Genomic DNA, 13,527 nt, shown 5'->3' on the forward strand with positions numbered 1-13,527 from the left:
CACTAATGACGGCCGCTGCGTCCCTGCCGGGGCGGCTACGGCAGTCGCTAGACTGCAGCAACACGACGCACTTAGACAACTAAAAAACCAGCAGCACTGACGACCAGCTATGAGGTACCGAGTTTGTCCCGTCCCAGCATTGTCCCACCCGGAAGGCCACAGCAACGGCGAGGCGCACTGACGCCGACGTTGATCGTTGTCGCCCTGATCGTGGTGGGCTTCATCTTCTTCGCCAATGTCTGGACGGACGTGCTCTGGTACCAGCAGCTGGGCTTCTTCGAAGTCTTCCTGACCGAGAACCTTGCCCGGATCATCATCTTCCTGGCCGGCTTCGCCGTGATGTTCGCCGCCGTGTTCTTTGCGATCCGCATCGCCTACATTGCACGGCCGGTCTACGCGCCCGACTCGGACGTCCGCGACAACCTCAACCGCTACCAGGCCCAACTTGAGCCGATCCGCCGCGTGGTCATGATCGGCCTGCCGGTGCTGTTCGGCCTCTTTGCCGGCAGCGCGGCCGCCAGCCAGTGGCAGAAGGTGATGCTGTTCCTCAACCAGGCACCCTTCGGCCAGAACGATCCGCAGTTCAACCTGGACATCAGCTTCTACCTCATGACGCTGCCCTTCCTGGGCTTCGTCACCGGCTTCCTGCTCAGCGTCGCCGTCGTCGCCGGCATCGCCGGGATCCTCACGCACTATCTCTACGGCAGCATCCGGCTGATGGAACGCGGCGTCTTCACCAGCCGCGCCGCGCAGATCCACCTCGCGGTCACGGGCGCGGCCTTCCTGCTGCTGCTCGGCGTCAATTTCTGGCTGGACCGCTACTCCGCCGTGCTGAACAACGGCGGACGGTGGGCCGGTGCGCTGTACACCGATGTGAACGCGGTCATCCCCACCAAGGCCATCCTCGCCGTCGCCGCCGCCCTCGTGGCCGTGCTCTTCATCGTGGCGGCCGTCATCGGCAAGTGGCGGCTGCCGGTGATCGGCACCGCCATGCTCGTGATCACCTCGATCCTGGCCGGCGGCGTCTACCCCTGGGTGATCCAGCAGTTCCAGGTCCGCCCCTCGGAGCAGACCCTGGAGAACGAATTCATCAAGCGGAACATCACCATGACCCGCGCCGCCTACGGCCTGGATAAGATCCAGGAAAAGCGCTACGAGGCCACCACCAACGCCACCACCGGCGCCCTCGCCCCGGACGCCCAGACCACCGCCAACATCCGCCTGCTGGACCCGAACCTGATCTCGGACGCGTTCTCGCAGCTGGAGCAGTACCGGCCGTACTACCAGTTCCCGAGCACCCTGAACGTGGACCGCTACGAGGTGAACGGCAAGATCCAGGACACCGTCATCGCCGTACGCGAGCTGAACCCCGGGGGCCTGGCCACCAACCAGCAGTCCTGGCTCAACAAGCACGTGGTCTACACCCACGGCTACGGTGTGGTCGCTGCCAAGGGAAACAAGTTCACCGCGGACGGCAAGCCCGAATTCCTGCAGTCCGGCATTCCCTCCACCGGCGTGCTGGGCACCGACACCAGCTACCAGCCGCGGATCTACTTCGGCGAGAACTCGCCGGACTACTCGATCGTGGGCGCCCCGGCCGGCGCCGCGCACCGCGAACAGGACCGCCCGGCGGCCAAGGAAGGCGACGCGGGCACGCAGTACACGTTCACCGGCAACGGCGGCCCGAACGTGGGCAGCTTCTTCAACAAGATCCTGTACGCGATCAAGTTCCAGTCTTCTGACCTTTTGCTGTCCGACGGCGTCAACGCCGAATCGCAGATTCTCTACGACCGGAACCCCAAGGAACGCGTAGAGAAGGTCGCGCCGTACCTGACCGTCGACGGCAACGCCTACCCCGCCGTCGTCGACGGCCGGGTGAAGTGGATTGTGGACGGCTACACCACCAGCCCGTACTTCCCGTACTCCCAGCAGGAGCAGCTCTCGGACGCCACGAGGGACTCGCAGACCTCGGCGGGCCGCACGGCCGCGCTGCCGAGCAACTCCGTCAACTACATCCGCAACTCGGTCAAGGCGACCGTGGACGCCTACGACGGTTCCGTCTCGCTCTACGCCTGGGATGACCAGGACCCGGTCCTCAAGGCCTGGCAGAAGGTCTTCCCCACGTCCCTGAAGCCGTACTCGGAGATGTCCGGGGCCCTGATGAGCCACGTGCGCTACCCGGAGGACCTGTTCAAGGTCCAGCGCGAACTGCTGGGCCGGTACCACGTGACGAATGCGGACAGCTTCTTCACCAACAACGACGCCTGGAGCGTGCCGAACGATCCCACCGTCAAGGAAGAAGGGGTCAAGCAGCCGCCGTTCTACATGTCGCTGCAGATGCCCGACCAGGACAAGCCGGCCTTCCAGCTGACGTCCTCCTTCATCCCGCAGGTGGTCAACGGCAACGCCCGCAACGTCCTATACGGGTTCCTGGCCGCGGACTCCGATGCCGGCAACCAGAAGGGCGTGAAGGCGGCGAGTTACGGACAGCTGCGGCTGCTGCAGATCCCGCCGGAAGCCAACGTCCCCGGCCCCGGCCAGGCGCAGAACAAGTTCAACTCCGATCCGAAGGTGTCGCAGGACCTGAACCTGCTGCGCCAGGGCGCTTCGGCGGTGCTCAACGGCAACCTGCTGACGCTGCCGGTGGGCGGCGGCCTGCTCTATGTCCAGCCCGTCTACCTGAAGTCGACGGGTGAGACCTCCTACCCGACACTGCAGCGGGTACTGGTCGCGTTCGGCGACAGGATCGGCTTCGCACCGACCCTGGACGAGGCACTAAACCAGCTCTTCGGCGGCCGGTCCGGCGCCACCGCCGGCGACGCCGCCAACAACGGCCAGACCCCTGCCACCCCGACTCCGGGCGGCAAGGACGCCAAGGCTGAACTCAAGGCGGCCCTGGACGAGGCCAATGCGGCGATCAAGGCCGGCCAGGCAGCCCTCGCCAAGGGCGACTTCGCGGCCTATGGCGAGCAGCAGAAGAAGCTCTCCGCGGCACTGCAGCGGGCGATCGACGCGGAAGGCAAGATCACGACGACGACGCCGTCGCCTTCACCGTCTGCCACCCCGTCACCGTCCGGCAGCGCATCGCCGTCGGCCACGCCGTCGCCGTCGGCCACGCCGTCGCCGTCGCCGAGCAAGTAGGCGCTGCAGGACAGGCAGGCAGCTGAAGGAAGGCCGAAGGCCGGACCGCCGTTCCGTTGGAACGGCGGTCCGGCCTTTCGCTTTGTCGGGTGGTCCCACCCCGGCCCGGTCCGGGCGCCGCTGGGGGCTCGGTTCGGGCGCCGCTGGGGCGCCCCTGACAGCCGGCGGCAAGCCAGTGGGACGCACATCACGCCGCCCCGATTTTGCCTCCCGTTCATCGGCAGGTAGAGTTGTTCTTGCGACGCGGGGTGGAGCAGTTCGGTAGCTCGCTGGGCTCATAACCCAGAGGTCACAGGTTCAAATCCTGTCCCCGCAACTGAGAAGAAGTCCGGAACACTGGAAAGTGTTCCGGACTTCTTGCTTTAACCACGGGGTAGTCATCGGCGTCCCAGGACGTCGCAAGCCGGTGGTCTGAGTACCGGCCGGAATAGGGTAGTGTTGATCAAGCGACGCGGGGTGGAGCAGTTCGGTAGCTCGCTGGGCTCATAACCCAGAGGTCACAGGTTCAAATCCTGTCCCCGCAACCAATGACAACGGCAAAGGCCCGGATCCTTGGATCCGGGCCTTTGCTGTCTCTTAGGGCTCCTAGCCGTCCTTGAGCCGCTGGTAGGTCTCCAGGGCCCGCGCCCGCGACTCGGGAAGCCCCACGATCGGTCCCGGATAGCCGGCCGCGCCGCCGTCGGCCTTCCACGGTTCGTGTACGGCCTTGTCGTCGAGGCCGGCAAGCTCCGGAATGAATTGCCGCAGGTATCTGCCGGCGCCGTCGAACTTCTTGCTCTGCGTGACCGGGTTGAAGATGCGGAAGTAGGGGGAGGCGTCGGCTCCCGAACCGGCCACCCATTGCCAGTTGGCCGGGTTGCTTGCGGCGTCGGCGTCCACCAGGGTGTCCCAGAACCACGCCTCCCCGAGCCGCCAGTCGGCCAGGAGGTTCTTGACCAGGAACGAGGCCGCGGCCATCCGGACGCGGTTGTGCATCCAGCCGGTCTGCCACAGCTGCCGCATGCCGGCGTCCACCAGCGGATAACCGGTGCGCCCCTGCTGCCAGGCCTGTAGTTCGGCGTCCGACGGCGTCTGCCACTCGAAGCGGTCAAAGTCGGGGCGGTAGTTCCGGGTGGCCAGTTGCGGGTTCTCGTAGAGCAGTTGCCAGCAGAATTCCCGCCAGCCCAGTTCGGAGCGGAAGATCCCGACGTCGGCCGGTGCGCTGCGCGGGAAACGTTCCCGGAGTGCATGCCAGACCCGGAACGGGCTGATTTCACCAAAGCGCAGATGCGGGGAGAGCCTGCTGGTGCCCTCGACGCCGGGGACGTCCCTGCCCGTGGCGTAATCCTCCGCCGGACCGTCCAGGAAGTCCTCCAGCCTGCTGTGTGCGCCCGCCTCGCCCGGCGTCCATTCCGCGGCGAGCCCGGAACTCCAGTCCGGCCTGCGGGGGAGCAGCCCCCAGCTTTCCAGCGCCTCGCTCTCGGGCAGCCCGCCCTTGCCGGTCTTGGCCGGCTGTGGCAGCCGTTGCGGCGCGTCCAGCGGTTGCCGCGGCTCGGGTGCGTCGAGGCAGGCTTTCCAGAACGGTGTGAAGACCTTGTACGGCCCGCCGGAGCCGGTCCGCACCGTCCAGGGTTCGAACATCAGGCTGGCCTGGAAGCTCGAGGCGTCGATCTCGCGGCCGGCCGCCCATTCCTTGAGCCCGGCGTCGACGGCGCGTTCCGGCCCACCGTAGCGCCGGTTCCAGAGCAGCCGGGTGGCGCCGGACTCCTCGGCCAGTCCGCGGATGACCCGGTCGGCCGGGCCGCGCCGCAGCAGGAGCCGGGAGCCCGCCGCCTCAAGGTCGGCGGCCAGGGCCTCGAGCGAGTGGTGCAGCCACCACTTCACGGCGCCGCCGAGGGGCCGCACACCCGGCGATTCCTCGTCCAGCACGTAAACGACGGTCAGTGGGCTGCCAAGTGCGGCAGCCTCCGCCAGGGCGGGGTTGTCGTCGAGGCGGAGATCATCGCGGAGCCAGACAAGGGTCGAAGACATGGCTCAACGCTACTGGATGAACAGCGGGCGGCGGGTAGCAGGCACAGCAAAGGCCGGGCACCCAGTCGTGCCCGGCCCTTGCCCGATGGGTTAGAGCTTGTCGAAGTCCGCTTCGTCCACGGTGGAATGCGTGGCGGAGCCATTGCCGGAACCCAGGGCCGGGGCGGAGCCGCCGGACTTCAGCGCGGCCAGCCGGGCCTCGATCTCGGTCTGCTCGCCGAGGTCTTCCAGGGAGTTGAACTGGGCGTCCAGGCTGGAAGCCGCGAGTTCCTGCTGGCCGCGGACCTTGGCCTCCTCGCGGCGGATTTTCTCTTCGAAACGGCCCACCTCGGAGGTCGGATCCATGATGTCAATGCTCTTGAGGGCATCGTGCACCTGCGTCTGCGCGGCCGCGGTCCTGGAGCGGGCCACCAGTTCGTTGCGCTTGCTGGTGAGCTCGTTGAGCTTGCCCTTCATCTGGTCCAGGCCGTGCTTGAGCTTTTCCACGACGTCGGACTGGGAAGCGATGCTGGGTTCAGCCGACTTGGCTTCGTTCTCGGACGAGATCTGGCGCTGCAGGGCCACCTTGGCCAGGTTGTCGAACTTCTCGGCGTCGACCGTGTCGCCCTTGGCGCGGTACTCGTCGGCCTTGCGCGAGGCGGCGAGGGCCTTGTTGCCCCAGTCCTGCGCGTTCTTGATGTCCTCGTTGTAGTCGTCCTGGAGCATGCGCAGGTTGCCGATGGTCTGGGCGACCGCCGATTCAGCCTCGGCGATGTTGTTCGTGTAGTCGCGGACCATCTGGTCCAGCATCTTCTGCGGGTCCTCGGCCTGATCGAGCAAGGCATTGATGTTCGCCTTCGCCAGCTGCGCCATGCGGCCGAAAATGGACTGTTTAACCATGGTGTTACCTTTCGTCCCATCCAGTGGTGGCCACTGAAATCGGTGAACAGTGAATGTACCGCTTCTACCCGCCGGCCGGAACAGGTCCGCCGGCGCCTAGCCTGTAACCGGCCGGCTAGAAACTCCCTGAGTCTCCGCCGCCGAAATCGCCGCCGCCGCCAAAGTCGCCGCCGCCCCAGCCGCCGCCGGAGTCGCCGCCGCCCCAGCCGCCGCCGGAGTCTCCGCCGCCCCAGCCGCCGCCTCCGCCACCCCAGCCGCCGCCACCGCCGCCGTGCAGGATGGAATTGATCAGGATGCCGCCGAGGATGGCGCCGCCGAGGCCGCCGCCACCGCCGCCGCCGAACATGCCACCGCGGCCGTAGCCCTGGTTCGCGTAGCCGCCGAACTGGTCCACATCGGCCTGCGCCTGCTGCGCCGCCTGGGCGGCAAGGGAATGGGCCTGCTGGGCGTACTGCAGGGCGGTGACCGGGTCGGTGCGGGAGATGGAAAGGGCGTAGTCAAGGTTGCGCTGCGCTTCCGCGAGCCGGGTGCGTGCCTCGGTGCCGACTCCACCGCGGCGGGCCGTGATGTAGTCGGAGGTCGCGCTGATCTGAGCCTGGGCGGACATGATGCTCTGCTGTAGCGAGGCCTGCGCCCGGCGGGCCTGCTCCTGCTGGTCGCGAATCCCGGTGAGGGCCGCGTCCAATGACTGGTGGGCGTTCTCCACCCGCTCCAGGGTGGCGATCGGGTCGATCTTGCCGCCCTGGATCTCCGCCTTCACCTGGGCCAGGGCTGCCTCCACGCCGGCCACCGGTCCGGCCAGCTCCGGGTGGGTGCCCGACTGGATCATGGCCCGGGCCTGGGCCAGGTCCTGGGACGTGTCCACCACGGCGGACTCGAGCCCGTTGCGGGCCTCGTCCAGGTTGCCGGCCACCTTGGTGATGGCTCCGAGGAGCACGTTGGTCTGGTGCAGGCTCTCCTCCGCCGCGCGGACGGCGACGGCAGCGAGGCTGCTCTCGCCGGCGTCGAGCTTCTCCCGTGCCGTGGCGGAAGCGTTCTGTACAAAGGCCAGCCGTTCCTTGGCCTGGCTGATGTTGTCTGCCACCTGCACCAGCGCGCTCTCCGCGTATTTGGCGCGCAGCCCGGTCAGGGATTCTTCCGCTGCGGCAATCTTAGCCTCGGCTTCCGTCGCGCCGCTGCCGACGGCCGCCAGCGCCTGCGGGGCGTTTTTCTCCAGCTCACGCAGGGAGTCGAAATCCGCTTTCTGTTCCTTGAGGGAGGACAGGGCAGCCTCGGAACGGCGGATGATTTCGCCGAGCCAGGTCCGCTGCTGCTCTTCGGTGTCCGGAATGTGGTCATCGAGCTGCTGCTGCAGCTTGAATGACTCGCTCATGTGGGCTTTCGCGTCCTGCAGCGCCTTCGTGAAGTTCCCGACGGCCGCATCACCGTACTGCGCCTGGGCGAAGCCAAGTTCCTGCTCGCTGGACTTGATGGCGTCGTCCGCTTCGATCAGCAGCGAACCGCTCTTGCGGCGCAGCTCCTCGACACTCAGCCCCGCCAGGGGGTCGAGCTCGGCCTGCGGACCGTAAGCGGCGCCGCCGGCCGCGGCGGTCTTCTTCCGCCGGTTACGCAAGTAGAGGTAGGTTCCCACCCCGCCGGCCGCCACGACGCCGACGCCCACCAGGACGCCGTTCCCGGCACCCGCGGCAGAGGGGACCGAGCCGCTGCCGCCGCCGGCGGCGTCGCCGACGGCCGCCGCAGTGTCGATCGCGGCCTGGGCGAAGTCGCGCTTTCCGCCGGCCAGGTTCGCGACAATCGCGTTCTGGCTGATGGTGCTGGTCTTGGAGTAGATGGCGCTGGCCGAGTTGGGCGAGAAGTAGTACTTGCCGTCGTCGGACATGGCGAGGATGACGTCGGCCCGGCCCATGCCCTTCTTCGTTGCTACAGCCTGGGACCACGATTTCGGATCGGCAGGGTTCTCGAAGGTCTTCACGGTGACCACGTAAAGGTTGTACTTGTGGTCCATCAGGAGCTTCTGGATGGCGTCCTGGACCTCACCCTTGCGGTTGCCCAGCACATTGCCGCTGTCGACGATGTTTTGTCCGGAAGGAATGGTCACCGGATCTTCGGCGAGGGCAGGAGCGGCGGGGAGCGCCAGCAGTCCGGCCACGCCAAGAACGGCGAGGAATCGTTTCATCATTGACCGCATGTGCAACCCTTCAGCACTTCTGTGACCGGATCGAGCCGAGCCGGCCGTCTCAGAACGCAGCAGCGCCCCCACGCAGGTGTAAAGCCGCAGGTCGCTGTGGCAATTCCATTTGATTCTATGGTGCACCCCACAGGCCGTCCACCGCGGGGAATATGCCACCAGCGAAACGCGCTGAAGCTGCCGGGACGGCAGGACTTAGCGCCACCCCGGCACACGTCGGCGTCCAGCGACCTCCCAGCAAATGTTCGCTCTTGTTCCAGTCAGGGCGGCCATAATTGACTGCAGACGAGGATGAAAGGAAGTCCCATGACTGAGAACCCAATGCAGGGCGCGTCACCGGATCCATCGATGAAGGACCGGGAGCCCCTTGAGCGGGGGGAGGCCGCAGCCGGGACTCCGCACGAAGCGGCGGCGGAGGACTCAGCCCAGGAAAACCCGACCATGCGGCTCGACCAATCAGCGGGTGGCTCCCCGCGTCCCGTGTATCCGGAGCGTCCGCCGGCTTATGGCCAGCACGCTGGTCCCGAGACCCAGCAGTTCGGCGCGCCGTCGGCCTCAGGGCACTCCGCCCCGAACGCCCAGGGCGGCCCCTACGGCGGTTACGGCAACCAGCAGCCCACCGGCCCGATTCCCCACAACTCCGCATACAACCACCCCAGCAACGCGCCGAAGCGTAAGGCCGCTTTTGGCGTCCCCACTTTGGTTGCCAGCATCCTGGCCGCAGGCCTGGTGGGCGGCGGAGTCGTAGCCGGCAGCAGCGCCCTGCTTGGGAACCGGCCGCTCGCGTCCACCGGCAGCACCAGCCAGTCCGGCACCGTGATCGTGAACAACAAGGACGACGTCAACGCGATCACTGCCGCGGCCATGAAGGCCTCGCCCAGCGTCGTGACCATCAAGGCCACGAGTGGAAGCGACGGCGGCACCGGCTCCGGCATCATCCTCGACGGCGAAGGCCACGTCCTTACCAACACCCACGTCGTCACCCTGGACGGAAAGACTGCCAACGCCGCCGTCGAGGTCCGCACCAGCGAGGGCAAGGTCTTCAGTGCCAAGATCGTCGGCACCGACCCCCTCTCCGACCTCGCCGTGATCAAGATCGACAAGCCGAGCGGACTGGTTCCGGCCACCCTCGGCGACTCGGACAAGCTCAACGTCGGTGACACCGCCGTCGCGATCGGCTCCCCGCTGGGCCTGACCGGAACCGTCACCGACGGCATCGTGTCCACGCTCAACCGCACCATCAGCGTGGCCTCCTCGGCCGCTCCCAAGGGCGGCGCCGACAATTCCCAGGGCGGAGACCAAGGCTTCCAGTTCGCTCCTCCGGGTGGCGGCCAGGCGCCGAGCACCTCCGACCAGGGCAGCATTTCAATCAACGTCATCCAGACCGACGCGGCTATCAACCCGGGCAACTCCGGCGGCGCCCTGGTCAACAGCAAGGGTGAAATCATCGGCGTCAACGTCGCCATCGCCTCCGCCGGCGGAGACGCCAGCGGCAGCACGAGCAGCGGCAACATCGGCGTCGGCTTCAGCATCCCGATCAACCACGCCAAGCGCGTCGCCCAGGAGATCATCAGCAGCGGCAAGGCCACCCACGGCCAGCTCGGTGTGAGCGTCAAGTCCAAGGCGGCGGGTACCTCCTCCTCGGGCTTCTCGGTCGGCGCAGATGTGGCCACGGTCGAGCCGGGCTCGGCCGCTGACAAGGCCGGCATCAAGGTGGGCGACGTCATCACCAAGTTCCAGAACCGGGCCATCAGCGATCCGAACCAGCTGACGGCCGCGGTTCGCGAGCAGGCCGCCGGGGCTGCGGTCAAGGTCACCGTCCTCCGGGGCGGCCAGGAGCAGCAGCTCGACGTGACCCTGGGGGCTGCAGCCGACCAGTAGCAGCAGAACGAGCAGCACCATGCCGGCCGGCGCCCTGGGGTGCCGGCCGGCACTCGTTAATCCGAACCGAGAACCGGCCGTTCCGCCCGAGTCGGCGCTGTGCCGGGGGAGCCCTGACACAGGCGTTAACCGGGGCCGCGTCAGGGCTGCGCTATATGGTTAGCTAGGAGCAACCCCGCACCCCCGGGCGCTCCCTGGCCACGACCCCACCCGGCTGGCTGCCCACCCGCATGGAAGGCTGCTGTAGACACAGTGGAAGAGACTTTGAAGATCATCGTGCTGGTCAAGCACGTACCGGACGCGCAGTTCGACCGCCACCTCACCGGCGGGGACAACACGACGGACCGGTCCGAGAGCATCCTGTCCGAACTGGACGAGTACGCCCTGGAAGCGGCGCTGCAGCTGATCGAGGCCCGCGGCGGCGAAGCGGCAGGCAACAAGGTCATCGCCCTGAGCATGGGCCCGGCCGGCGCCGTCAATGCCGTCAAGAAGTCGCTGCAGATCGGCGCCACCGAAGGCGTCCACCTCAGTGACGATGCGCTGGCAGGCTCGGATGCTGCCGCCACCTCGCTGGCGCTCGCCGCCGCGATCCGGCACCTCGGCGCCGATGCCCCCGCGGATCTCATCGTGACCGGCATGGCTTCCACCGACGGCGAGACCTCGCTGGTCCCGGCGCAGATCGCCGAGCGCCTCGGACTGCCGCAGGTGACCTTCGCATCCTCGCTCGAGCTCGACGGCGGCAAGCTCACGGCCCGCCGCGACGGCGACTCGCACGCGGACACCGTCGAGGCCACCCTGCCGGCCCTCGTCTCGGTCACCGACCAGATCAACGATCCCCGCTACCCGAACTTCAAGGGCATCATGGCGGCGAAGAAGAAGACCATCACCACCCTGACGCTGGCTGACATCGGCGTCGAACCCGGGCAGGTCGGGCACGCCGGGTCCTGGACCGCCGTCGAGACCGCCGAGGCCCGGCCGCCGCGGACAGCCGGCACCATCATCACCGACGAAGGCGACGCCGGCATCAAGCTGGTCGAATTCCTGGCCGCCCAGAAGCTGCTCTAAGGGAGATCCAGACATGGCAAAAGTACTCGTATTCATCGATACCCCGGGCTCGGCGCTGAAGAAGTCCAGCCTCGAGCTGCTCACCATCGCGCGCTCGCTGGGGCAGGCCGCAGTGGCGTTCAGCGGCGAACTGCACGACGACGTCGCCGCCGCCCTGGCGGCCTACGGCGCGGAGGAGCTCTACGTCCCCGCGGCCGATAACCTTAACGACTACCTCGTCGGCCCCAAGGCCGCATTCCTGGCCGCCGCCGTCGACAGCTCCGGAGCCACCGTGGTCCTGGCCGAGAACTCGGCCGAGGGCAAGGACATCGCGGCCCGGCTCGGGATCAAGCTCGGCGCCGGGGTGATTACCGACGTCGTCGCGGTGGATGCGGACGGCACCGCGCACAAGTCGGTGCTCGCCGGCTCGTACACGACCACGGCGAAGGCCACCACCCCGGTGGCCGTGCTGACGGTCAAGGCCAACAGCGTCGAGCCGGAGCAGGCCGCCGCAGCGACCGCCCCGCAGCCCGTCACGGTCGAACTGCCGGCGGACGCCCTGACCGGCGCGGCCCGGGTGACCGCCCGGAACGAGAAGCCCGCCAGCGGACGCCCCGAGCTTTCCGAGGCGCGGATCGTCGTGGCCGGCGGGCGGGGTGTGGACGGGAACTTCGGGCCCGTCGAGGACCTCGCCGACGCACTCGGGGCGGCCATCGGCGCCTCCCGTGCCGCTACCGACGCCGGCTGGATCGGCCACGACGCCCAGATCGGCCAGACCGGCAAGACCGTCTCCCCGCAGCTCTACATTTCGGCCGGCATTTCCGGCGCCGTTCAGCAGAAGGCCGGCATGCAGACCGCCAAGGTGATCGTGGCGGTGAACAAGGACTCCGAGTCGCCGGTCTTCGAGATCGCCGACTTCGGCATCATCGGCGACCTCTTCCAGGTCCTGCCGCAGGCCACCGAAGAAATCAAGAAGCGGAAAGGCTGACCATTGAGCACCAGCGCCCCCGCGGCACAGAGCCCGTTCGATCCGGACCACACCCGGATTGAGCGGGTGCTTTGTTTCACCGCCCATCCGGACGACATCGACTTCGGCGCCGCCGGCACCATTGCCGCGTGGACCGCCGCCGGCGTCCAGGTCAGCTACTGCATCATGACGGACGGAGACGCCGGGGGCTTCGACCCGGACACGCGCGACGAGATCGTCCGGCTGCGCACGGCGGAACAGCAACGCGCCGCCGCGCTCGTGGGCGTGAGCGATATCCACTACCTGCACCAGCGCGACGGCTACCTTGAACCCTCGCACGAGGTCATCCGCGAGGTGGTGCGGCTGATCCGCGAGCTCCGCCCCGACGTCGTGCTCGCCATGCACCCGGAACGCAACTGGAACCGGATCCAGAAGAGCCACCCGGACCACCTGGCGGTGGGGGAGGCGGTGACCCGGGCGGTGTACCCGGCGCTGGAGAACCCGTTCGCATACCCGGAGCTGGCCGCGGCCGGGCTGGAAGCCTACAAGCTGCCCTGGCTGTGGCTCTTCGCCGGACCGGAGGAGCGGGAAAACCACTTCGTCGACGTCACCGGGAACGTCGAGGAGAAGCTGGCCGCCATCCACATCCACACCAGCCAGCACCCCGACGTCGCGGCGATGGATCGCACGGTCCGCGCCCTCATGCTCTCCACCGGAGAACGCGGCGGCCTCGCTCCGGGCCGGAGTGCGGAAGCGTTCCACGTCGTCGCCGTCAACGGCCCGGGGACCATCGCCGGCTTCTAATGTTGCCCGAGGGTGACCGCTGCCATATGCTAGCCATTGTTTAAATCATATTTATTGATGGAAGGCAGACTTTAATGGCGAAGACTGCGCAGCACCCCGTCCTGGTCATCATGGGCGTCTCAGGCTCGGGCAAATCCACCGTCGCCGGCCTCCTGGCCGGGCGGCTGGGATGGGATCTCGCGGAGGGCGACGACCTGCATCCGGAGTCGAACGTGGCCAAGATGCATGCCGGCCAGCCGTTGACGGACGAAGACCGCTGGCCTTGGCTGGACAGCATCGCCGGCTGGATCCGGAAGCACACCGACGCCGGGACGCCCGGCGTCGTGACCTGCTCGGCGCTGAAGAAGCGTTACCGCGACGTCCTGCGCGGGGAGGGTGTGGTGTTTGTCTTCCTTGAAGGCAGCAAGGATCGGATCGCGGACCGCCTCGCCTCCCGGCATGGCCACTTCATGCCGCCGGCGTTGCTGGAATCCCAGTTCGACGCGCTGGAAGCCCCCACCGAGGACGAAAACTCCATCACTCTTTCCGTCGGGGCAACGCCTGCCGACGAAGCCCAGGAAATCATCGACCGGCTCCATCTCACCGCCGCCGACGCCGCCACGCGCTAACCGCG

The 13,527-nt window shown here is 67.6% G+C and carries 9 protein-coding genes and 2 tRNA genes; 8 read left to right on the forward strand and 3 right to left on the reverse strand.

Annotated features, from left to right (window positions below; all coding sequences use genetic code 11):
• Nucleotides 1-123 precede the first annotated feature (123 nt).
• The 3 genes from AC1DK9_RS04335 to AC1DK9_RS04345 all read left to right on the forward strand — a co-directional run bounded on the left by AC1DK9_RS04335 (nucleotide 124) and on the right by AC1DK9_RS04345 (nucleotide 3,668).
• Nucleotides 124-3,141, forward strand: a complete 3,018-nt coding sequence (locus AC1DK9_RS04335; protein ID WP_476915097.1) for a UPF0182 family membrane protein — start codon at nucleotides 124-126, stop codon at nucleotides 3,139-3,141.
• A gap of 242 nt (nucleotides 3,142-3,383) precedes the next feature.
• Nucleotides 3,384-3,457 (forward strand) — tRNA-Met (locus tag AC1DK9_RS04340).
• Nucleotides 3,458-3,591: 134 nt separating this feature from the next.
• A tRNA-Met gene (locus AC1DK9_RS04345) sits at nucleotides 3,592-3,668 on the forward strand.
• Nucleotides 3,669-3,726: 58 nt separating this feature from the next.
• Here AC1DK9_RS04345 and AC1DK9_RS04350 read toward each other — a convergent pair.
• The 3 genes from AC1DK9_RS04350 to AC1DK9_RS04360 all read right to left on the reverse strand — a co-directional run bounded on the left by AC1DK9_RS04350 (nucleotide 3,727) and on the right by AC1DK9_RS04360 (nucleotide 8,218).
• Nucleotides 3,727-5,151 carry a cryptochrome/photolyase family protein gene (locus AC1DK9_RS04350; protein WP_476915098.1) on the reverse strand — a complete coding sequence of 475 codons (1,425 nt, stop codon included), beginning with the start codon at nucleotides 5,149-5,151 and terminating at the stop codon, nucleotides 3,727-3,729.
• A gap of 90 nt (nucleotides 5,152-5,241) precedes the next feature.
• The gene (locus AC1DK9_RS04355) at nucleotides 5,242-6,030 is read right to left on the reverse strand and encodes a PspA/IM30 family protein (RefSeq protein ID WP_476915099.1); all 789 of its coding nucleotides are present in this window, start codon (nucleotides 6,028-6,030) and stop codon (nucleotides 5,242-5,244) included.
• Nucleotides 6,031-6,145: 115 nt separating this feature from the next.
• A complete protein-coding gene (locus AC1DK9_RS04360; protein WP_476915100.1) occupies nucleotides 6,146-8,218 on the reverse strand; it encodes a TPM domain-containing protein in 2,073 nt (690 codons plus the stop codon).
• A 306-nt stretch (nucleotides 8,219-8,524) separates the two neighbouring features.
• Between AC1DK9_RS04360 and AC1DK9_RS04365 the strand changes: the two genes are divergently transcribed.
• From AC1DK9_RS04365 to AC1DK9_RS04385, 5 genes are all read left to right on the forward strand, one after another.
• On the forward strand, nucleotides 8,525-10,099 hold the full coding sequence (locus tag AC1DK9_RS04365; RefSeq protein ID WP_476863091.1) for a S1C family serine protease: 1,575 nt from the start codon (nucleotides 8,525-8,527) through the stop codon (nucleotides 10,097-10,099).
• Nucleotides 10,100-10,363: 264 nt separating this feature from the next.
• Nucleotides 10,364-11,164 (forward strand): electron transfer flavoprotein subunit beta/FixA family protein, encoded by an 801-nt coding sequence (locus AC1DK9_RS04370; RefSeq protein WP_476863212.1) that lies wholly within the window; start codon nucleotides 10,364-10,366, stop codon nucleotides 11,162-11,164.
• A gap of 13 nt (nucleotides 11,165-11,177) precedes the next feature.
• On the forward strand, nucleotides 11,178-12,131 hold the full coding sequence (locus AC1DK9_RS04375; protein ID WP_476915101.1) for an electron transfer flavoprotein subunit alpha/FixB family protein: 954 nt from the start codon (nucleotides 11,178-11,180) through the stop codon (nucleotides 12,129-12,131).
• Between the two features lie 3 nt (nucleotides 12,132-12,134).
• Nucleotides 12,135-12,914 carry a PIG-L deacetylase family protein gene (locus AC1DK9_RS04380; protein ID WP_476915102.1) on the forward strand — a complete coding sequence of 260 codons (780 nt, stop codon included), beginning with the start codon at nucleotides 12,135-12,137 and terminating at the stop codon, nucleotides 12,912-12,914.
• 74 nt (nucleotides 12,915-12,988) lie between these two features.
• On the forward strand, nucleotides 12,989-13,522 hold the full coding sequence (locus AC1DK9_RS04385) for a gluconokinase (protein ID WP_476863094.1): 534 nt from the start codon (nucleotides 12,989-12,991) through the stop codon (nucleotides 13,520-13,522).
• Nucleotides 13,523-13,527: the final 5 nt, after the last annotated feature.

Source organism: Arthrobacter sp. 01T414 (genome assembly GCF_056398965.1).